At 73.9% G+C, this 18,929-nt stretch carries 18 protein-coding genes; 5 read left to right on the top strand and 13 right to left on the bottom strand.

Annotation, left to right across the window (positions count from 1 at the left end):
* Positions 1-147 precede the first annotated feature (147 nt).
* The 5 genes from AC07DU_RS14120 to AC07DU_RS14100 all read right to left on the bottom strand — a co-directional run bounded on the left by AC07DU_RS14120 (position 148) and on the right by AC07DU_RS14100 (position 6,614).
* Positions 148-1,116 (bottom strand): phytoene/squalene synthase family protein, encoded by a 969-nt coding sequence (locus tag AC07DU_RS14120; RefSeq protein ID WP_479111519.1) that lies wholly within the window; start codon positions 1,114-1,116, stop codon positions 148-150.
* A gap of 53 nt (positions 1,117-1,169) precedes the next feature.
* Entirely contained in the window at positions 1,170-2,858 is a 1,689-nt protein-coding gene (locus tag AC07DU_RS14115) for a serine/threonine-protein kinase (RefSeq protein WP_479111517.1), read from the bottom strand.
* Between the two features lie 27 nt (positions 2,859-2,885).
* Complete coding sequence (locus AC07DU_RS14110; RefSeq protein ID WP_479111515.1) at positions 2,886-4,511, bottom strand: peptide-N4-asparagine amidase; 1,626 nt, start codon at positions 4,509-4,511, stop codon at positions 2,886-2,888.
* A gap of 313 nt (positions 4,512-4,824) precedes the next feature.
* Positions 4,825-5,754, bottom strand: coding sequence for a hypothetical protein (locus AC07DU_RS14105; RefSeq protein WP_479111513.1), 930 nt, complete (start codon positions 5,752-5,754; stop codon positions 4,825-4,827).
* Positions 5,751-6,614, bottom strand: a complete 864-nt coding sequence (locus AC07DU_RS14100; protein WP_479111511.1) for a phosphatase PAP2 family protein — start codon at positions 6,612-6,614, stop codon at positions 5,751-5,753. The genes AC07DU_RS14105 and AC07DU_RS14100 overlap by 4 nt, the downstream gene beginning before the upstream one ends.
* Positions 6,615-6,766: 152 nt before the next feature.
* Between AC07DU_RS14100 and AC07DU_RS14095 the strand changes: the two genes are divergently transcribed.
* Positions 6,767-7,402 carry a TetR/AcrR family transcriptional regulator gene (locus AC07DU_RS14095; RefSeq protein WP_360904021.1) on the top strand — a complete coding sequence of 212 codons (636 nt, stop codon included), beginning with the start codon at positions 6,767-6,769 and terminating at the stop codon, positions 7,400-7,402.
* Positions 7,403-7,593: 191 nt separating this feature from the next.
* Here the strand turns inward: AC07DU_RS14095 and AC07DU_RS14090 are convergent, their stop codons facing one another.
* Together AC07DU_RS14090 and AC07DU_RS14085 are read right to left on the bottom strand one after the other, a co-directional pair.
* On the bottom strand, positions 7,594-8,154 hold the full coding sequence (locus AC07DU_RS14090) for a TerD family protein (protein WP_479111508.1): 561 nt from the start codon (positions 8,152-8,154) through the stop codon (positions 7,594-7,596).
* Between the two features lie 145 nt (positions 8,155-8,299).
* On the bottom strand, positions 8,300-9,406 hold the full coding sequence (locus tag AC07DU_RS14085) for a hypothetical protein (RefSeq protein ID WP_479111506.1): 1,107 nt from the start codon (positions 9,404-9,406) through the stop codon (positions 8,300-8,302).
* A 217-nt stretch (positions 9,407-9,623) separates the two neighbouring features.
* Here AC07DU_RS14085 and AC07DU_RS14080 point away from each other — a divergent pair, with 217 nt between their 5' ends.
* Positions 9,624-10,436: a glutamate ABC transporter substrate-binding protein gene (locus AC07DU_RS14080; RefSeq protein ID WP_479037289.1), complete on the top strand. Its 813-nt coding sequence runs from the start codon at positions 9,624-9,626 to the stop codon at positions 10,434-10,436.
* Positions 10,437-10,799: 363 nt separating this feature from the next.
* Positions 10,800-11,630 (top strand): endonuclease I family protein, encoded by an 831-nt coding sequence (locus tag AC07DU_RS14075; RefSeq protein ID WP_360904009.1) that lies wholly within the window; start codon positions 10,800-10,802, stop codon positions 11,628-11,630.
* An 85-nt stretch (positions 11,631-11,715) separates the two neighbouring features.
* Here the strand turns inward: AC07DU_RS14075 and AC07DU_RS14070 are convergent, their stop codons facing one another.
* From AC07DU_RS14070 to pdxR, 5 genes are all read right to left on the bottom strand, one after another.
* A complete protein-coding gene (locus AC07DU_RS14070) occupies positions 11,716-13,371 on the bottom strand; it encodes a beta-N-acetylhexosaminidase (protein ID WP_479111504.1) in 1,656 nt (551 codons plus the stop codon).
* Positions 13,372-13,507: 136 nt separating this feature from the next.
* Entirely contained in the window at positions 13,508-14,041 is a 534-nt protein-coding gene (locus AC07DU_RS14065; protein ID WP_479111502.1) for a hypothetical protein, read from the bottom strand.
* A complete protein-coding gene (locus tag AC07DU_RS14060) occupies positions 14,038-14,724 on the bottom strand; it encodes an RNA polymerase sigma factor (RefSeq protein ID WP_479111500.1) in 687 nt (228 codons plus the stop codon). The genes AC07DU_RS14065 and AC07DU_RS14060 overlap by 4 nt, the downstream gene beginning before the upstream one ends.
* Before the next feature lie 8 nt (positions 14,725-14,732).
* Complete coding sequence (locus AC07DU_RS14055; protein ID WP_479111498.1) at positions 14,733-15,188, bottom strand: LPXTG cell wall anchor domain-containing protein; 456 nt, start codon at positions 15,186-15,188, stop codon at positions 14,733-14,735.
* 43 nt (positions 15,189-15,231) lie between these two features.
* Positions 15,232-16,749 carry a MocR-like pyridoxine biosynthesis transcription factor PdxR gene (gene pdxR / locus AC07DU_RS14050; RefSeq protein ID WP_479037306.1) on the bottom strand — a complete coding sequence of 506 codons (1,518 nt, stop codon included), beginning with the start codon at positions 16,747-16,749 and terminating at the stop codon, positions 15,232-15,234.
* Positions 16,750-16,778: 29 nt separating this feature from the next.
* Between pdxR and AC07DU_RS14045 the strand changes: the two genes are divergently transcribed.
* Positions 16,779-17,723, top strand: coding sequence for a DMT family transporter (locus tag AC07DU_RS14045; RefSeq protein ID WP_479111496.1), 945 nt, complete (start codon positions 16,779-16,781; stop codon positions 17,721-17,723).
* 19 nt (positions 17,724-17,742) lie between these two features.
* Here the strand turns inward: AC07DU_RS14045 and AC07DU_RS14040 are convergent, their stop codons facing one another.
* Positions 17,743-17,922 carry a hypothetical protein gene (locus AC07DU_RS14040; RefSeq protein WP_479111612.1) on the bottom strand — a complete coding sequence of 60 codons (180 nt, stop codon included), beginning with the start codon at positions 17,920-17,922 and terminating at the stop codon, positions 17,743-17,745.
* Between the two features lie 515 nt (positions 17,923-18,437).
* On the opposite strand from AC07DU_RS14040, the gene AC07DU_RS14035 reads away from it, so the two are divergent.
* Positions 18,438-18,902, top strand: a complete 465-nt coding sequence (locus tag AC07DU_RS14035) for a hypothetical protein (protein WP_479111494.1) — start codon at positions 18,438-18,440, stop codon at positions 18,900-18,902.
* Positions 18,903-18,929: the final 27 nt, after the last annotated feature.

Here is an 18,929-nt window from a genome sequence, read left to right as displayed (position 1 = left end):
CAACCACGCGCGACAGCCGCTCTCGACACGGACAGGCGGGTAGGGCCGGCTCCTCACTTCACCTGGGAAGTGTCTCTTTCGCTACCACGTACTGGGCCCTCAGCAAGTCCTATCCTTGCAGCTCAGAGGCATTTTACGCTCTCTCGATCACCTGCTGGACGGCAGCCCTCGTGAAAGCCCGAGGCTAGTCCCGGTCGGGGCCCCGGCCCCGGCCCCCGGGCCACGGCGGGCGGCGCGCACGAGGATGCGCAGGGGCGCCGCCACGCCGTAGCCGACGTCCCGGCTCAGGGCGCCGACGCCCGCGCGCTCCACGGCGGTCAGCTGGTGCGCCATCAGATCGGCCATCGCCGCGATCACGGGGCGCAGCCCGGGTTCGCAGAGGCCGAGGACGCCCTGGGTGGCGTCGAGGGCGGTACGGGCACGCCGGCATTCGGCGGCGAGGAGGGCCCGTACGGCCGGGGTGTCGCGGGCCTGTTCGAGGTCGGCGCGGGTCACCTCGTACGCGGCGAGACCGGCTCGCGGAATGCAGAGCCGGCCGTCCGCGAGGTCCCCGCAGAGGTCGGCGAGGAAGTCGACGCGCTGGGCGGCGTCGACGAACCGCCGCCAGACCGCGGCCTGTTCGGGGTCGGGGCCGCCCTGGTACTGGAGCCCGGTGAAGACCAGCACCCCGGGCCAGGCGTAGGCGTCGAGGTAGGCCTGGAAGTCCGCCTCGGTGGCGAAGCCGTCGAAGGCGGCCTCGGCGGTGGCCGCGCCATCGAGGAAGCGGGCTATCCAGTGCGTCGGCAGGCCGCGGGTGTGCACCGCGTGGACGTAGGCGCGCAGGAGGGGGTCGGGGCTGTCCCCGGACGTCAGGGCCGCCTCCACGCGCCCAGTCAGCGCGGCGAGTCCGGCGGCCCGTTCCCGCGGGGTGCCGGACTCCGCCACGTCGTCGACCAGGTTCATGAAGGCCAGACCGGCGGCGAGGCTGGGCACCAGGTGCGGCGCCGCGAGCAGGCGCAGCGCGAGGTACGGTGCGGGCTCGCGCCGCCGTACCCGGCGGGCGGCGTGCGTGTAGTCCTCCCGCAGCCGGGCGCCGGATATCCCGGCAGCCGTGAGTGTGGTGCGCCAGCTGGGCATGACGGTCTTGCTCCTTTGAACCGGTCGGGGATCACGCGGGCGGGTACCCGGTGTCAGGAGGACACGACCTTCTTGACCTTGCCGTCGATGCCGGCCAGGACGTATCCGCCCCGGCCGTACTCGTCGCTGAGGTAGGGGCGCATGCACGGGACCTGGTCCATCATCCAGGGCTCGACGATGACGTAACGCGAGGTCGGGTTCGGGACGTTGAGATCCTTCTTGGACTGCTCCAGCAGGCCGGGCAGGGCGTCCCAGCTGACGGTGGCCATGTCGATCAGCGGCTTACCGTCCTCGACCGTGCCCTTGGGGCCCGTGCGCTTGGCCGTGCCGTCGCGGTACTGCCAGGAGTCGACGGTCTGGGCACCGGGGGCCGTGGGGATGGAGGCCAGGACGTAGCCGTCGTAGATCCGCAGGTCCACGAAGGTGGTCGTGCCGGTCTGCTGCTTGAACGCCTCCAGTGCCGTCCGGATGTTCTCCGGGGTGAGCATGCCGCCCCGGGGCGCACTCGCCTTGGGCGTGCTCGCTTTGGAGGCGGGTGTGCCGCCTGCGGAGGCGGGCGGGGCGGTGGCGGTGGTACGCGTGGGAGAGGCGCCCTTCGCGTCGTGGTCGTCGCCGGAGGTCCCGTCCGGGAGCCACTGGACGATCCCGACGGCTCCGGCTGCCAGGACCGCCGCGAGGGCCGCGCCGATCAGGGCCGGGCGCTTGCGGGGAGCGCCCGTCGCGGGAACGGGCGAGACGGTGGTCACGTAGGGGGTGGTGCCCGGGCCCGACGGCGGCGCGGCGGGCGGCCCGTACGGCCCGTACTGGCCGTAGGGCCCGTAGGGACCCGGGACTGCGGACGCGGCCGGGGCGGCGTGGGCGGCCGGGGCGGCGGAGCCCGCCGAGGCGGCGCCGAGAGCGGTGCTCGCGTCGCGGAGCAGCAGTTCCAGTCGGGCTCCGTCCGGCCGCGCGGCCGGGTCGCGGACGAGCAGCTGTTCCAGTACGGGCGCCAGCGGACCGGAGCGCACCGGCGCGGGGATCGGCTCGTCCAGCACGGCGACCACCGTGGCCAGGCTCGTGGCCCGGCGCAGCGGATGGACGCCCTCGGCGGCCACGTACAGCAGCATCCCCAGCGACCACAGGTCGGAGGCGGCCAGGCCCTCCTCCCCGCGGACCCGTTCGGGCGCGATGTACTCCGGAGATCCGATCAGCACCCCGGTCGAGGTGAGCCCGTCCGACCCGTGCAGGGCCGCGATGCCGAAGTCCGTGAGCACCGCCGACCCGTCGGGGCGCAGCAGCACGTTGGCGGGTTTCACGTCACGGTGCAGGACCCCCTCGGCGTGTGCGGCGCGCAGCGCGGAGAGGAGGTCGAGGCCCAGCCGCAGCACGTCGGCGAGCGGCAGCGGACCGGACGCCAGACGCTCGTGCAGGGAACCGCCCTTGACCAGCTCCATGACGATCCACGGGTGGCCGTCGGTGCCGTCGGCCGGTTCGACGATGTGGTGGATCGTCACCACGTGGGGGTGGGCGAGCCGGGCGAGGGCGCGTGCCTCGCGGACGGCCCGTTCGCGCAGCTGGTCGACGAGACCGGGCTGGGCGGCGGCGGTGGCCGGGTCCGGCGGGCGCACCTCCTTGAGCGCGACCTCGCGGTGCAGGGCGATGTCGCGGGCCCGCCACACCGTACCCATGCCGCCGCTGCCCAGGGGCGCGACGAGTTCGAAGCGCCCGTCGATCAGCTGTCTGCCGGCCTCACCAGTGTCCATGGCGGATCATCGTAGGCGCCGCCGGTGTCAGCAGCGGCGGCGGTCCACCGTGACGGCGCCCTGCGCCGTGGCCACCGTGCGGTCGTAGCACCCGCCGGGTGCCCGGGACCCGTACAAGCGGTAGCGGGCCGAGGTGGTCGCGACCGCGTGCCGCTGGTCGCGCGGGACGTTGGCGGTGTAGGTGGCGTCGCCCGTGTACCGGTCGTCGAGCCGGGTGACGTCGACGCTGCGGCCGCCGCGCAGGGTGACCGTGTGCGCGCGGTCGCCGAGCGAGAGGACGGTGCGCAGCCGGTCACCGGCGCCGAGCGTGGTCTCGCCGTCCACCGTGTAGGTGCGGTCGGTGCGCGTGGTGGTCGGCCCGTGCGTCACGCTCTCCTCGTCGGTCCAGTCCGCGGTGAGCGCGTCGCGGTTCTCCCCGTCGGTCCAGCGGTGCACGGAGGTGTTGTGGACGGCGCGGGTGACCGTGGTGGCGACCCGTCCGTGGGAGGTGTCCAGGTATCCGGAGACGCTCAGCCGGTGCCCGCCCTCGGTGTCCAGGCGGTGTTCGCCGCCGGGCGCGGCCGGTGTCCAGCGGGAGTGGCCCGCCGGGTCGCTCTGCTCGTGCCGGGTCAGGGCCCCGGTGACGACCTCGCGGGCCTCGTCCTGCCAGAGCAGCAGGTTGGTGGGCGTGCTCCAGCCGCTCTGCCCGGCCGGGACCCCGGCCACGGACACCTCGATCCGGTGCGCACGGCCGTCGTTGAGGATGGCGGCGTAGGGCGTGAGGTCGTAGCGGATCGGCTGGACGTCGAAGGCGCGGGGGCCCGGGGTGACGTACCAGAGGAACGGATTGGACCAGCCGCCGGTCCAGACCGTCGGGAAGGGGGCCGCGATGCCTGCGAGCCGCCCGTCGACCTGGACGCGGACCTCGCGGTAGGGACCCCCCTCCGCCTTGCAGGAGTACGGGGCCGCGTCCGGGGTGGTCATGTACCAGTACTCCTCGCAGCCACCGCCCGAGCCCGTGGCGTACACCTCGGCGAGGAGGCGTTCTGTGTTGCGCGGGACGGTGACCGAGGGGGTGGTGAGGGGCAGCACACGGTCCGGGGTGTCGGAGGCGGGCGGGGCGGTGCCCTCGGCGGCGTAGAACGTGAGGGTGACCTTGACGTCGATCACACCGGTGTAGGTGTCGTTGACGACGTTGCCGATGAGCATCTCGACGGGCTGGGGACGGCTGAGGGTGTCGCGGTAGCGGGAGACGTCCTTCTCGACGGACCAGGTGATGCCGTCGGGCGAGGGCTGCGGGGTGGAGGTGCGCAGGATCTCCACCCCGCCGAGGGAGAGGTGACCGAGGCGGTCGTACTGGCGGCCCTTCACCTTGCCGTCGAGGCGGAGCACGACCTTGGCCCAGTCGCTCGTCCCGCAGGCCTCGGGCGGTGCGTAGCTTCCCCGGTAGGGGGTGAAGTCGCGGAACTGGGCCTCGGCGAGGGTCACCTGGCAGGACCGGGTGGCGGGCCGGTCGACGGGCGGGGCCGCGGTGAGGGGGTCGTGCCAGTCGGTGCCGAACTCGACGGACGGCGGATCGGCCGCCGTCGCGCCGTGGGCGGGTCCCGCCGCGGCGAGGGTGCCCGCGGACAGCGCGATCGCGCCGAGCAGGCCCATGATCCTGTGTCGTCTCATGGGCCCGCAGTGAAACGCGGCCCGCGGGGGCGGTGCCAGGGACGGTGCACCGGCCTTGGCGTGTTTTCGCCCCAGGCCGCCGACGAGGGCGACGCGTGCTCCCGGCGGGTCGTGCTCGTACGTCGTCCTGCGGCCGGGTGAGGGGCTGTCCGGGCCGGTGCCCGGTGCGGCGCGGGGTGCGGTCGCGGGGCGGGGCCGGACAACGGCTGGAAACTGACGGTCAGTCCCGGGAATTACCGAACAGGATCCGGTATTCGGTCAGCAGGACCAAGGGAGGAGGTGGCCGTGGCTGAAACGATTCTCCGATAGCGCCTCAAGCCGCCCGGCCGACCGGCACGGTGGGCTCGGTGGCAGAAGCGGAACCAGGGGCGGGGGCGGCGCCCGCACCCGCACCGGGCGCCGCGAGCGCCGGGGGACCCGCCTCGGCGGCCGGTGTCCGGGTCAGCAGCACGACCCCCCGCGCCGCCACGACGGCGCCGGCCCCCGCCAGCAGCACCCCCGTCAGACCGCCCTGGAGGCGTTCGCCGAGCAGGACCATGCCGATGGCTGCCGCGGCGAGCGGATTGGCCAGGTTCACCACGGCGAGCGGCGCGCCGAGGCCTCCCCGGTAGGCGCGCTGCGACAGGAACAGCCCGCCCACCGCGAAGACCATGACGAGCAGGGCCACCGCGCCGACGCGGACGCTGAGCAGGGCGCCGCCGCGGCCCGCGGCCACGGCCACGGTCTGCGTCAGGGCGGAGGCGGCCGCTGAGGCCAGACCGGACGCCGTCGCGTGCCTGAGCCCGGAGCGGGGGTCCTTGACCGCCGTCAGCAGCAGGATCACGGCGGCCGTCGCCCCGGAGACGGCCAGTGCCTCGGCCAGCGTGAGGGTGTCGTCGGGGGCCGGCCCGGAGGCCGGGAGGAGCAGCAGCCCGAGCCCCGCGACGGTGGCCAGGGTGCCGCGCCATTCGGTGGCCGCCACGCGGCGCCCGGCCCGTCGGGCCCCCAGCGGCACGGCGGCGACGAGGGTGAGCGCGCCGAACGGCTGGACGAGCGTGAGTGGCCCGTACCGCAGGGCCGCCGCGTGCAGCAGCGCCGCGGCCGCGTTCAGACCGGCCGACCACCACCACGCGCCGGAGCCCAGCAGGGCCCTGGCGCTGCGCGCGACGGCGGCACGGGCGAGCCGCTCCTGGGCCACCGCGGCGGCCGCGTAGGCCACGGCCGAGGCGAGGCACAGCCCGATGGCGAGGGCGGTGTCGTTCATGGTCGGGCCCCTACGACCACGTCGGCGCCCTGCTGGCGCGGAAGGCTGCGTACGGCGTCCGAGTCGATGTCCGCACCCGCGGGCGCCCCGGGATCCGCGTCCGAGTCCGAGTCCGCCTCCAGGTCCGGCTCGCTCGTGCGCGGCCGCGGGACCAGCAGCAGGGCCACGCCCAGCAGGGCAGCGGCCACGAGCGCGTCGAACCAGTAGTGGTTGGCCGTGCCGACTATCACGAGCAGGGTCAGCAGCGGGTGCAGCAGCCACAGCGCGCGCCATCGGGAACGGGTGGCGGCGATCATTCCGATCGCGAGCATCAGCGCCCAGCCGAAGTGCAGGGAGGGCATCGCGGCGAACTGGTTGGCCAGGGTGTCGGCGTCCGGTGCGGCCCGGTAGACCGTGGGCCCGTAGACCTGGCCGGTGTCGATGAGCCCCGTGTCGGCGAGCATCCGCGGGGGCGCGAGCGGGTAGGCGAGGTGCAGGACCAGGGCGGCTCCGGTCAGCACGGCGAGCACGCGGCGCGTCCACAGGTAGTGGCCGGGGCGGCGGAGGTAGAGCCAGATCAGGAAGGCCGCGGTGGCGGGGAAGTGGACACCCGCGTAGTAGGTGTTCGCGCTCTGCACGACGGCGTCCCCGTGGAGCACCAGCCTCTGTATCGCACCCTCGCCGGGCAGGTGCAGGGCGCGCTCGGCGTCCCATATCCAGTCGGCGTTGCGGAAGGCCTCGCCCGTGCGGTCGGTCGAGAGCAGCCGGCCCGCCTTGTAGACGGTGAAGAAGCCCGCGACGAGCAGCAGCTCACGTATGAGACGACGGCGCGCGGCCCTCGGTCCGCCTGCCGGCCCGGCAGGTGTGGTGTGGGAGGTCATCCCCCGGTCTCTCTTCCTGTTTACGCGCACAGCGACACGCCAGTGTATCGATACATTGGCGTATCGATACGCTGCTGTACCGATACGGTTGCGTTCCCGTACACTTTTGAAGCGGAATCCACCGCCCCGCCTCCGAGGAGAGCCGCACACCCATGACGTCGACGCCGCCCCCCGCGCGCCGCTCCAAGATCACCCCGGAGCGGGAACAGGAGTTCTACGACGCCGTCCTGGAGCAGCTGCGCGAGCAGGGCTACGAAGCGCTGACCATGGAGGGCATCGCGGCGCGTGCCAGCTGCGGCAAGTCGACGCTCTACCGGCAGTGGCGGACCAAGCCCCAGCTCGTCGCCGCCGCCCTGCGCGCCGACCGCCGGGGCACCCTCGCCGCGGTGGACACCGGGACCCTGGCGGGCGATCTGCGCGAGGCGGCCCGGATCGCGGCCGGCACCTCGGGACGGGACACCCGGCTGACCCAGGCCCTGGGGCACGCCGTGCTCAGCGACGAGGAACTCCAGGCCGCCCTGCGCGAGGCGCTGGTCGAGCCGGAGCTGGCCGCCTTCGACGTGATGGTGGGGCGGGCGGTGGCACGCGGCGAGATCGCCGCGGACCACCCGGCCGTGGAGTTCCTGCCGGCCCAGCTGATGGGCGTGCTCCGCATCCGGCCGCTCCTGGAGGGGCAGTACGCCGACGCCGCCTACCTGGTCAGGTTCGTCGACGCGGTGATCCTCCCCGCCCTGGGCCTCGCACCCGCCCACCCCACCCCCCGGCCGCCCGGCGGCCAGACCCCCTGAACCGGCGGGTCCCGTCCCGATGACCGGACGGCGGCCCGCCCGCGCTGCCTCGTGGGGACGGCGGCAGCGCGCCACCCGGACCGGGCGGCGGCCACTGCGTCAAGTCAGTGGCCGCCGTCCGGTCTGTGCGGCCCGGCGTCACCGACGACCCGGCCGACCGCCTTCGGGCGAGCGCCCTCGGGCGACCGCCGTCAGTCGACCCCGCCCATGGTCCGGGCGAACTCCTCGGGATCGGCGTCGAAGCCCCGCAACCGCAAGTCGAACGACCAGGCACCGGAGGAGCCCGCGCGGGAGAACTCCGCGATGGTGGCCGCGGTGGCGGTGGACACCGGCCCGAAGTCGCCCTGGGCGAGGTCCGTGTGGCCCTCGCGGATCCGGAACCCCGTCCCGCCGATGTCGGCGAAGGTCTTCGTACCGTCCGCGCCCGCCCCCGCGTTCACGCCCGCGCCGGCCTGCTGGATGACCACGCCGACCACCACGCGGCACGACTGCGGTCCCATCCGGTCCAGTTCGAGGGTCATCACCTCGTCGAAGCCGAAGCCCTGACCGGTGTGGCTGTCCCGGTTCAGGGTGATGGTTCCGTCGGGTGACCGGCTGCCGAAGTGAACCAGCTGGAGGGGGGTCCCGTGCGGGTCCGCGGCGCCGTACACCGCCGCGACGACATCGAGGTCGTTCGCGGGCGTACCGGCCCGACTGGGGTCCCAGCGCAGCGCGACCTCCACTTTCGCCAGGCCCTTTCGTACACCAGTCACCGAACTCCCCCTTCGCGCGCCAGCAATTGACCGTTCATGATCCCACGCGGCCCCCGCCCCGCCCTGGACGACCGTACGTTCCCAGCCAGTCCGGCGCCGGAGCGCCACGGGAGGAAGGGGGCATACCGCGGGCCGCCGGCCCGGGCTACCAGTCGCCGTCCTGTACGGGTTTGCCCGGCCTCGGGGCGTTCCCGAGCGGCTTGACCTGCCCGGGGGCCGGCTCCACCCACGGAGTGTGGTCGTCGCCGAGCCACTCCCCCACCGGTTTCACCCGGCCCAGGGCGTCGGCCGGTGCGAGATCGGCCGCCGACTCGTCGTAGTAGTCGAACCAGGGCAGCCCGGCCCGGGTGTAGGCGGCCCGGTCGATCGGCGAGGGCGGGGCTTCCTCCCCGGTGATACGGCGCCACGCGGGCGGCGGCACCAGGTGGACGAAGACCCGTGCGGCCGGTTCCGCGGCCCAGTCGGACAGCGGGCGGTCGTCCCGGTACACCTCCTGGTGCATCGCGCCGCCGACGCCCAGCCCCATCGCCGCGGTCGCGGGCGGGGCCGACTGGGGGCCCGCCGCGCCCCGCGTGACGCCCGAGGGCGCGGCGGGCGCACTCGGCGCGGCCATCATCGGCGGGGGAACCGCGCCGCCGAAGCCTCCGGGGGCGGGCGCGGCCCCGTACACGGCGCCGCCGCCGGGGGCCCTGGGCGGCGTGGGTCGGGCCTGCTGCTCCCGCCGCCACTGCGCCAGCGCCAGCGCCCCCAGCGGAAACGCCTGGAGCTGCACGCCGCCGGTGGTCTCCTCGCCGGTGACCTGACCCTCGACGGTGGCTCCGAGCCCCAGCGGGACGGCGACGAACTGGCGCACCGTGCCGTCCCCCGAGTTGATTCCGTCCAGCCACGGCTGCCGGGGCAGCACCACGTAGTTCTGCGGACCGCGGCCCAGGCCGCCCGTCCAGCGCTTGCCGGAGACGGCGCACACCTTTCCGACGCCGACCTGGAGCGCGGCCGGCTCCCGGGTCCCGCCGAAGCTCAGCCACATCGCCTCGCGCAGGTACACGGGCAGCATCACGCCGCCCTTCGCCAGCCACTCCGGCGGCACGGTGTCCGGATAGTCCTCCACCCGCCTCAGCGGGAACTCCCCGAGCCTCGGCGGCAGCGCGTGCGTACCCGACTCGGGCAACCGGAGTGTCCGGATGAACCGGATCTGCACCCCTTCACCCAGTAGCAGCGCATTCCCGTCCACCCGTACCGAACCTGTCCCCACGCCCGCCCCTTTTCTCTGCCCCACCCTTGATCCGCCACAGAATCTACGGCCGACCCAGATCGTTATGCTCAAGTTTTGCTCAAATCTAGTGACGCTGCGCCCACCCTCTTCCTAGCTTCCTCGTACACATGTCTCGACGTCCCCCGTGTTTCCGCGGTTCCACACGCCCCGGCGATCCCGGTACGCGGCCCGCGTCCCCCCAGGAAAGAGTTGCAGAATGAAGGTTCCCCAGGCCGGTGCGGTCGCCGTAGTGATCGCCCTCGCCCTGACGGCCTCCGGGTGCGTTGGTGACGACGAGGACAAGGGGACCCTTTCCATCGGCATCAAGTTCGACCAGCCCGGCATCGGGATGCGGGAGAGCGACGGCACCTTCACCGGCTTCGACGTGGACGTCGCCACGTACGTGGCCAAGGAGCTCGGCTACAAGCCGGACCGGATCGAGTTCAAGCAGGTCTTCAGCAACGACCGCGAGCTGCTGCTCCAGTACAACGAGGTCAAGTTCGTCGTCGCGAGCTACTCGATCAACGAGAAGCGCAAGGAGAAGGTCGACTTCGCCGGTCCGTACTTCCTCGCGCACCAGGACGTGCTGACCCGCGCCGGCGACAGCTCCATCAACAAGCCCGAGGACCTCAACTCGAAGCAGCTGTGCTCGGTGACCGGGTCCACCTCGGCGGAGAACCTCAAGAAGAACCTCGCCCCCAAGGCGGCCACGCTGGAGCTCGGCGGGTACTCGGAGTGCATCGTCGCCCTCCAGGACAACCTGGTCGACGCCATGACCACGGACAACGCCATCCTGGCCGGGTACGCCGCCCGCAAGGGCAACGAGGGCAAGTTCAAGCTGCTGGGCCAGAACCTGAGCAACGAGAACTACGGCATCGGCCTCAAGAAGGGCGACAAGGAACTCCAGGGCAAGATCAACGAAGCCCTGAAGAAGATGGTCGCGGACGGCTCCTGGGAAGCGGCCGTGAAGAAGAACTTCGGGTCGCACTACAAGAACGAGCCGGCCCCACAGGTCACCACGGGCAGCTGACGACCGCCTCGGCTCCGGCCGGTCCCGACCGGCCGGAGCCGAGGCGTGCGCTGACGACGTAGAGCCGGCCCCCGCACACCGTCGCGGGCGTCGGCTCGTCGGCGTGCGCTCTTTCAAGTACCTTGCGTACAGCGTCAGTTGCGCATCACCCGTCGGCCCGTTCCATGCGTCGCGCCCCTCCCCCGGATCTGGGAGTCCCCAAGGGGATGGCGGCCTTCCTCTTCGCATCACTCCGCCGCGAGGTGTGCTCCCCGACACATGGATTTTACCTGTCCGGCACATGACAATGTGAGCCTCGCTCCACTGACACCCCGCCAATTCCCCAGGTGGGGACGGTGCGTATGGAGAGGTACCCCCACCCTGATGAGAATCTCGCGCCTGACTCCTTGGGCAGCCGGCCTCGCCGCCGTCGCCCTGTTCGCCGTACCGGCGGCCGCCTCCGCCGGCCAGCAGACGGCGGCGGCCTCGGGGGCCGCCGCGGCTGCCACCGCCGTCACGACCGCCTCCACGGTGGACTCGTACTACGCCGCCGCCGAGGGCAAGACCGGGGCCGAGCTCAAGACCGCGCTCCACAACATCATCAAGACCCAGTCCAAGGTGTCCTACGACGGCGTGTGGAACGCCCTCAAGGTGACCGACCAGGACCCGGCGAACCCCAACAACGTCATCCTGGTCTACTCCGGCCGCTCCCAGTCCAAGTCCAGCAACGGCGGCGACCCCAACGACTGGAACCGCGAGCACGTCTGGGCCAAGAGCCACGGGGACTTCGGCACCTCCACCGGCCCGGGCACCGACCTGCACCACCTGCGCCCCGAGGACGTCACCGTCAACAGCACCCGGGGCAACAAGGACTTCGACCTGGGCGGCAGCCCCGTCAGCGAGGCCCCCGGCAGCCTGACCGACGCCGACTCCTTCGAGCCGCGCGACGCGGTGAAGGGCGACGTGGCGCGGATGCTGCTCTACATGGCCGTCCGCTACGAGGGCGACGACGGCTTCGCGGACCTGGAGATGAACGACCGAGTCAACAACGGCTCCGCGCCGCTCTTCGGCCGGATCAGCCTGCTGAAGCAGTGGAACCAGATGGACCCGCCGGACGCCTTCGAGCAGCGCCGCAACCAGGTCATATTCGACACCTACCAGCACAACCGCAACCCGTTCATCGACCACCCGGAGTGGGTCAACTCCATCTGGTAGACGCGCCTGCCTCCCGTGGTTGGACGCCCCTGTGGGAGGCGGCCGCTACGGGAGGCGGACCGCTGGGGACAGGAAGGGGGCCCCGTCAGAGCCGGCCGGCGAGGGCCTGGAAGCCGGACCAGGGCAGCGCGGGCGGACGGGAGTCCCACACCTTCTGCGACAGCGCTGCCAGCGGCAGCCGGATGCCCTGCGCCACCTGCGCCTGGGTCTGGGCGCCGGACAGGTCGCACCAGACGGCGAGGCGCGCGCCGAGGATCTGCTTCCCGTACGCCGCCGGGACGGGCGTGGTGCCGCGCAGGACCAGAGGCGTCCACTGCTCGTAGATCCGCCGGCCCGTCGGATAGGTGAACTGGTTCGGCTCGCCGAGCACGTAGTACAGGTACTCGTCGTTGAGGTTCACGAGCTTGCGGCCCTCGCGCAGGTACTCCAGCGGCGGACGGGCACCGATCTCCTTGCCGGTCCAGTACTCCACCTGGAGGTCCTTGGCCGCGCTCGCCACCCCGCCGGTGAAGAAACCGTCGTTCCACGCCTTGAGCGCCTTGCCCGACGGACGGATCACGCCGGCGCGGTCGTCGAGCCAGCCGGTCGCCAGGTCCTGGACGCGTCCCGCGGGCCCGTACCGCTGCTGCGCCGCCCGCGCGAGCTGCGGGAAGGAGGCCTGCGGGTCGCGGACCACCAGGGCCTGGTACTCGTCGGCCCCCAGGTGCCAGGCCCCGCCGGGGAACAACGGCAGGTACTCGCGCAGCAGTTCGTCGATGAGCTTGGCGGACGCCGGGTTCGATATGTCCACCGCGCCCTGCACGGCCCGGCCCTGTACGTCGCGCAGTTGCAGGTCGGGGTGAGCGCGCAGCACCGCTCCGAGGTGTCCGGGCGAGTCGATCTCCGGGACCACGGTGATGTGCAGCCGGGCGGCGAGCGTGGTGATGGCGCGCACCTGCGCCTTGGTGAGGTGCGGGGTGGAGACGATCTCCGGATGGCTGTCGGACTGGATCCGGAAGGCCTGGTCGTCGGAGAAGTGCAGGCCGAGCTGGTTCAGTTTCATGTCCGCCATCTCGCGCAGCCGGTCCTCGATCCAGTCGGGGGTGAAGTGCTTGCGCGCGATGTCGAGGTTGAGGCCCCGCTGCGGCTTGGCCGGCCCGTCGCGCACGGTGCCCTCGGGGGCAGAACCGCCGCTGCGCACAGCCTGTTTGAGCGTGCGGGTGCCGTAGAAGACCCCGGCCTGGTCGGGGCCGTCTATCCGTACCCGGCCGTCCTTGACCGTGAGGGTGTACGACTCTGGCGGACCGGAGCCCGCGGCGCCCAGGGACAGTTCGACGTCGCCGGGGCGCGGGGCGGCCGACTCGCCGTATCCGATGGCCAGTTCGCCGGCGAGCAGCCGGGCCTCGTCGGACAGCGCGGCCGCGTCGCCCTGCGCGACGACCACCCGGGCGCCGGGGGCCGGCTTCCAGCCGGGCCCGCGCGCCGGCACGTGTTCCCGTACGGCGGGGATGGTGCGCGGAGCGGTGGACAGCGGATAGGACGGCGTGGGGGCGGGGGTGGGCGAAGGGGCGGCCCCGGCCGGGTCGGTCCCCGTCACGGCGCTACGGGCGGGGTTTGAGGTGGAGGTGCCGGGGGATTCGGGGCCGCGGGCCTGGTCGGAGGCGGCCGTGCAGGCGGGGACGGCGAGGGTGACCAGCGCGGCGACCGTGGTCGTCGCGATGACGTGGACTCTCCTGTGCTGCCTGGGATCGCGTCGCATCATGCACCCTTTCCCCCGTACCAACGTGGCACGGGGGGCACGGACGCGCGACCCGGGACCGGTGTTCCTCGCGAGGACCCAGGTGCCTAGGCCGTCTCTTCCGGATCTTGCCGGGCCGACAAGATCCGAAAGAGACGGCCTAGTGCGGCGTCGACGCCGACGGTGAGGAGGTCGTGGCGCCCCCCGGCCCACCGGGCGGACCCGCCGACGGTGGCACGGACGCCGAAGGCGTCACCGGCCGCGACGGCTTCGGCGAGGCCGTCGGGGACGGGGGCGCCGACCTGGAGGGGGGCGAGGACACTTCCGGGGTCCCCGGGGTGTCCGCGCCCGGCGTGGGCCGCGGTGGAGCGGTTGAGGGCGTGGCGTCCGGAGAGGCGGCGGGAGCCGTGATCCTCGGCGGAGTGGCCGGCGGTACGGGCCCGGTCTGCGGGGCCGGGGCGAGCAGCAGGTAGCCGACGCCGGCGGCGGCAGCCGCCGCCAGGGCCGCCAGCGGCAGCGCGACCCGCCGGAGCCTCGTCACGGGCAGCCGCCGCACGGGCGGCCGCGGCGGATCCGCGGGGCGCAGCTGACGGATGTCGATGCCGTCCGCGCGCGCGTCGAGGGCCTGCCGCAGCCGGCGCTCGACGGGGCGCTCGGCCGTGCGCCCGGCGAGGCGTTCGCCGTCACGCGTCATATCCGTCCCTCCAGAATCCGTTCCAGCGCGTCCAGGGCGCGGCTCGCGTTGGACTTCACGGCTCCCCGGCTGATCCCCAGGGTGGTCGCTATCTCCGCCTCGCTGAGGTCGGCCCAGTACCGCAGCACCAGGACCTGCCGCCTGCGCGGCGTCAGCCGGCCGAGCGCGACGAGCACCTCGCGGTGCGCCTCGTCCAGGACGACGTGGTCCTCCGCGGACGGTACGTCGGCCTGCGCCGGCGGGGTCCAGGCCCGTACGGTGCGCCTGCGGCGCAGCACGGAGCGCGAGGTGTTGACGACCGCCGTGCGCAGGTAGCCGAGGGCGTTGTCGACCTCGGTGATGTGCTCCCCGTGGCGGCGGTACAGGGCGGTGAAGGCGTCCTGGACCACGTCCTCGGCCGTGGCGAGGTCGTCGACGAGCAGCACCGCCAGCCGGACCATCCGCAGCCGGTGCGCGTGGTAGAGCTCGGTGACGGTGGGCGGCGGCGGCTCGCCCTGCCCGGCGGGATCGTAGGCGTACGGGGACCCGTACGGCGTCCGGTACGAGGAGCCGTGCGGCCGCGGGAGGAGCGGCGGGGGGCCCGGCGGGGCGGACCGGTCCCGGCGCAGCAACGACCGCAGGCCCCGCCACGCCCGGCCGAAGCCGGGCGTGAGGGGGCCGATGGGTGGTGCGAGGTGGAGCACTGGGTTCCTCAGCTGTTGGTGCGGCGCCGCACGGTGTACAGGGCTGCGGCGCCGGCGAGGACCAGGCCGGTGGCCCCCGCTCCCAGGGCCATGGTGGTCGCGGAGGAGCCAGTATGCGCGAGCTCGGGCGCTTCGCCGGGGGTGGAGGGGGCGGTGGAGGGAGTCGCGGAGGTGACGGGGGAGGGTGCCGCGGCCGGCTGGGTGCCGGTTCCCGGGGCCGGGGACACGCTGGGAGCGGCGGCCTGAGGGGGGAGGCTCACGGACGGAGAGGGCGCGGAGCCCCCCGGGGCGCTGGCCGACGGGGACGCGGGGGCGCTCGCGGGGACGCTGACCGAGGGGGAGGGCGCGGCCGGGCTGCCGCCCGCGGCCCAGGCCGGGCCGGCGACGGCCAGGGCCGCTCCCGCGGCGGCAGCGGTGACGGCCGCGCGGCGAACGGCCAGGGGGACACGCTTGAGGTTCTTCACGGTGGTTCTCCACGGTCGGGTCGAGGGCGCGGTACCACGCCCTTCACCCCCGCACGACGCGCGACCCCCCGGGAGGTTGCCGCCGTTCGCGAAAAACTTTCCGTCCGGTGGCGGGCAGCCCGTTCAGGGCCGTGCCGAGGGCGGCGACGCCCTCTTCGATCTCACCGGCCGAGCCCGCCGCGTAGCCGAGGATCAGGCCGGGAGGGCCCGGCCGCAGGCGGTGCCAGGACAGCGGATGGGTCTTGACCCCCAGGGCCAGGGCGGCCGAGGCCAGGGCCGTGTCGTCGAAGCCGGCGCCGTCGAAGGTGACCATCAGGTGCAGTCCGGCGGCCGCCCCGTGCACCCGCGCTCCCGGCAGCCGGTCCGCGACGGCCCGGAGCATGGCGTCGCGGCGGCGCCGGTGGCGTCGGCGGACGAAGCGCAGGTGACGCTCCAGTTCTCCGGAGTCCATCAGCCGGGCGAGGACCAGCTGGGCGAGGACCGGATTGCCGAGGTCGGCGTAGCGCTTGGCGGTGATCACGCGGTCGCGCAGCCGCGGCGGGACCAGCAGCCAGCCCAGCCGCAGGGCGGGGGCGAGGAGCTTGGACACGCTCCCGGCGTAGCAGACCCCCTCGGGCAGCAGGGCGCGCAGGGCGGGCACGGGGGCCCGGTCGTAGCGGTGCTCGGCGTCGTAGTCGTCCTCGATGACCAGTCCCCCGGCGTCCGCCCAGCCGAGCAGGTCACGGCGGCGCTCACCGTCGAGCACGACCCCGGTGGGGAACTGGTGCGCCGGCGTGAGCAGCACGGCGCCGGCCCCGCTCGCCCGCAGCTCGGCCACGTCCAGCCCGGCCCCGTCCACCCGTACGGGAACGGTCTCCAGCCGCCCGTACTCCAGCTGCTGCCGGGCCCCGAGCGAGCCGGGGTCCTCCACCGCCACCCGGTGGACGCCCTCCTCGCGCAGGACCTGCGCCAGCAGCCCCAGGGCCTGGGCCACGCCCGCGACGATCACCACCTCGTCGGGGTCGGCGCGGATGCCCCGGTTGCGGGCCAGCCAGCCGACGACCGCCTCCCGCAGCGCGGGCGCGCCCTGCGGGTTGCCGTAGCCGAAGTCCGCCGGGGTGAGTGCGGCGAGGACCCGGCGTTCGGCCTGCAGCCAGGCGGTGCGCGGGAAGGCGGTGAGGTCGGGCACCCCGGGCGAGAGGTCGATCCGGCAGGGCTCGGCGCGCAGCGCGTCCACGAGTCCTCCGCGCGCGGGGGCGGGCGTGGGCGCGGCCGTCGGGGGCGGCGCGGCGACGACGACGGTGCCGCCGCGGCCCCGGCCGCAGACCTGGCCGGTCTCCGCCAGCCGCTGGTAGGCCTCGGTGACGAGCCCCCGGGAGACGCGCAGTTCGGCGGCGAGGACGCGGCTGGCCGGAAGCCGGCTGCCGACGGGAAGCCGGCCGTCGGTGATCGCGTCGCGCAGCCGCGCGGCCAGCCAGTCGGTGCGGCCGCCGGCCGGGGCCGCGCCGATGTCGAGCTGGAGGAAGTCCGAGCCCCCCGGGCTTTTGGACTCCTCGATGCCGTCTTCTTTGGACCTGCTCATGGGACCATTGTGGTCCCAGGCTGATCGGTATGAAGACAACCCCCACCGCCTTGCGGGACCTGGCGCCCGGTATCGCCGGGATGGCACTGGTCGGCAGCAGCGTCACCGTGTCCCGGTCCCTCGTCGACGCCCCCCTGTTCGCCGTGCAGGCCGTCCGGTACGCGGCCGCGGCGCTGCTCCTGCTCGCCCTGGCCCGGGCCGCACGGGTCCCGGTGCTGCGGCCGCGCGGACGGGAGTGGCTGTGGCTGGCCGGGATCGCGGCGACCGGGCTGGTTCTGTTCAACGTGGCCGTCGTCCGCGGGGTCGCGCATGCCGAACCGGCCGTGATCGCGGTCGCGGTGGCCTCCGTACCGATCCTGCTGGGGCTGATCGGCCCGTTCCTGGAGGGGCGCCGGCCCAGCCGTCAGGTCATGCTGGCGGCTCCGGTCGTGGTGGCCGGGGCGGTGCTGGTCGAGGGGACGGGCCGGACGGACGCGGCGGGCGTGGGATGGGCGGTGCTCGCGCTGGGCTGCGAGGCCGCGTTCACGCTCCTGGCCGTGCCGGTGCTGCGGCGGCACGGCGCGTGGGGGGTGTCCGTGCACGCGGTATGGCTGGGGGCGCTGATGCTCGCGGGGCTCACGGCCGTCTTCGAGCGTCCCGCCGAGCTGGGGTCGCTCGACGGCACCCAGTGGGCGGCGGCCGGGTACCTCGCCGTCATGGTGACGGCCGTGGCCTTCCTCCTCTGGTACCGCACGGTGGCGAAGGTGGGCTCGGGCCGGGCGGGACTGCTGACGGGCGTCGCGCCGCTGGCCGCGGCCGCCGCGGGGGTCCTCACGGGCGGCGGGGTGCCGGGGCCGGCGGTGTGGCTGGGCCTGGCGGTGGTCATCGCGGGGCTGGCGCTGGGGCTGCGTCCGGGGCGGGAGTCCGCAACCGCAGCACCGCGGCCGGCGCCCGGCCCCGCGCCCCGTACCGACCGCCGGGCGGCCGCCTCGTGAGCCCGCCCGGCCTCTCGGATCAGATCAGGTGGAGGCGGGGACCAGGACCACGGCCGTCCCGTACGCGCACACCTCGGTCCCCGCGGCCGAAGACCTCCCCGATGACCTGCTCGACCGGGTAGCCGGGGACGTCGGTCGTCACGACGAGGACGCCCGTCCGATACGCGCCGGGGCCACCGCCGTAGTCTTCGTTTCCCATGGCCCCCACGGTGGTCCGGCACGCCGTCAGCCGCATCCGGGGATCAGGGCATGCGTGCGGCGAAGCCGAACTCGTGGGCTACCACCACGGCCTGGGCGCGACTGGGCAGCGCGAGCTTCGCCCGCTGTGTGGCCACGTGCACCTCAACCCCCTTGTTGTACCCCCCTGGTTGTATAGGGCCGCCCCCCAAAGGGGTAGGCGGATCTCAACCCGTGGATGGGCGCGTCCGGGTGCCGTGGGCCCGTAGATTCTGCTGCGCCGGTCCAGCGTCCGGCATCGGCTCTGTCCCCCCGGAGCCCCGCTGCGCGGCCGTGCCCGTTCGGGGGCGGGCACGGCCGACGCGTTCCGAGCCCCCGCACCTCGACTGGACAGATTGCTCATATCGGGCTAATGGGCGGTGAGTCACCGGGGTGGAGGAGCCCTCCCTCGTCATAGTTCGTCCGTGGCGGCCACCTGGTCGCCGCCCCGGGCCCAGCGATGCGGCCGGGCGGATGTCTTCGCAGAGGAGCCGGCACATGCTGAACCCCACCAGGACCGTCCTCGCTCTCGCCACCGGAAGCCTGGTTCTCGGGCTGGTCGCAGCGGGCGCCGCCGGCGCTGACGAGGGTCCCGGTCAGGAGCTGCCGCCGCGGGAGATCATCGTCGGCGCACAGCCCTCGGCCTCGGAGCCCGGCGCCTACCCCGAGGACCGGTACGCCCTCGGCAGGGTCGTCTCCAAGGGCCCCCTGAAGGTCCGCAGCAAGCCGACCACGCACTCGCAGAGCCTCGGCTACGTGTACCCGCGCAGCAGGGTCGAGATCGCGTGCAAGAAGTACGGCGAGAACGTCGGCGGGAACCGCGTCTGGTACCGCCTGGCCGAGCGCGACGGCGCCGGGGCGAACGGCTCCGGGCGGACGGACCGCGCGGCGTCGTACGAGAAGGAGCGCTGGGTCTCCGCCCGCTACGTCAAGAACCTTTCCGAGGTGCGGTACTGCCGCTGACCCGGGGGCCGGCGCACAGGCGCCGAC

This window comes from Streptomyces sp. NPDC045695 (assembly GCF_056432025.1).
This window is presented reverse-complemented; position numbering and strand designations above follow the sequence as displayed.

What these genes read in the sequence shown, in the direction of transcription:
- AC07DU_RS14100 (WP_479111511.1), bottom strand. Translation starts at nt 6,614, where the DNA reads ATGACCTCCCACACCACACCTGCCGGGCCGGCAGGCGGACCGAGGGCC.
- AC07DU_RS14065 (WP_479111502.1), bottom strand. Translation starts at nt 14,041, where the DNA reads ATGACGCGTGACGGCGAACGCCTCGCCGGGCGCACGGCCGAGCGCCCC.
- AC07DU_RS14075 (WP_360904009.1), top strand. Translation starts at nt 10,800, where the DNA reads ATGAGAATCTCGCGCCTGACTCCTTGGGCAGCCGGCCTCGCCGCCGTC.
- AC07DU_RS14080 (WP_479037289.1), top strand. Translation starts at nt 9,624, where the DNA reads ATGAAGGTTCCCCAGGCCGGTGCGGTCGCCGTAGTGATCGCCCTCGCC.
- pdxR (WP_479037306.1), bottom strand. Translation starts at nt 16,749, where the DNA reads ATGAGCAGGTCCAAAGAAGACGGCATCGAGGAGTCCAAAAGCCCGGGG.
- AC07DU_RS14070 (WP_479111504.1), bottom strand. Translation starts at nt 13,371, where the DNA reads ATGATGCGACGCGATCCCAGGCAGCACAGGAGAGTCCACGTCATCGCG.
- AC07DU_RS14045 (WP_479111496.1), top strand. Translation starts at nt 16,779, where the DNA reads ATGAAGACAACCCCCACCGCCTTGCGGGACCTGGCGCCCGGTATCGCC.
- AC07DU_RS14095 (WP_360904021.1), top strand. Translation starts at nt 6,767, where the DNA reads ATGACGTCGACGCCGCCCCCCGCGCGCCGCTCCAAGATCACCCCGGAG.
- AC07DU_RS14040 (WP_479111612.1), bottom strand. Translation starts at nt 17,922, where the DNA reads ATGGGAAACGAAGACTACGGCGGTGGCCCCGGCGCGTATCGGACGGGC.
- AC07DU_RS14120 (WP_479111519.1), bottom strand. Translation starts at nt 1,116, where the DNA reads ATGCCCAGCTGGCGCACCACACTCACGGCTGCCGGGATATCCGGCGCC.
- AC07DU_RS14110 (WP_479111515.1), bottom strand. Translation starts at nt 4,511, where the DNA reads ATGAGACGACACAGGATCATGGGCCTGCTCGGCGCGATCGCGCTGTCC.
- AC07DU_RS14035 (WP_479111494.1), top strand. Translation starts at nt 18,438, where the DNA reads ATGCTGAACCCCACCAGGACCGTCCTCGCTCTCGCCACCGGAAGCCTG.
- AC07DU_RS14105 (WP_479111513.1), bottom strand. Translation starts at nt 5,754, where the DNA reads ATGAACGACACCGCCCTCGCCATCGGGCTGTGCCTCGCCTCGGCCGTG.
- AC07DU_RS14115 (WP_479111517.1), bottom strand. Translation starts at nt 2,858, where the DNA reads ATGGACACTGGTGAGGCCGGCAGACAGCTGATCGACGGGCGCTTCGAA.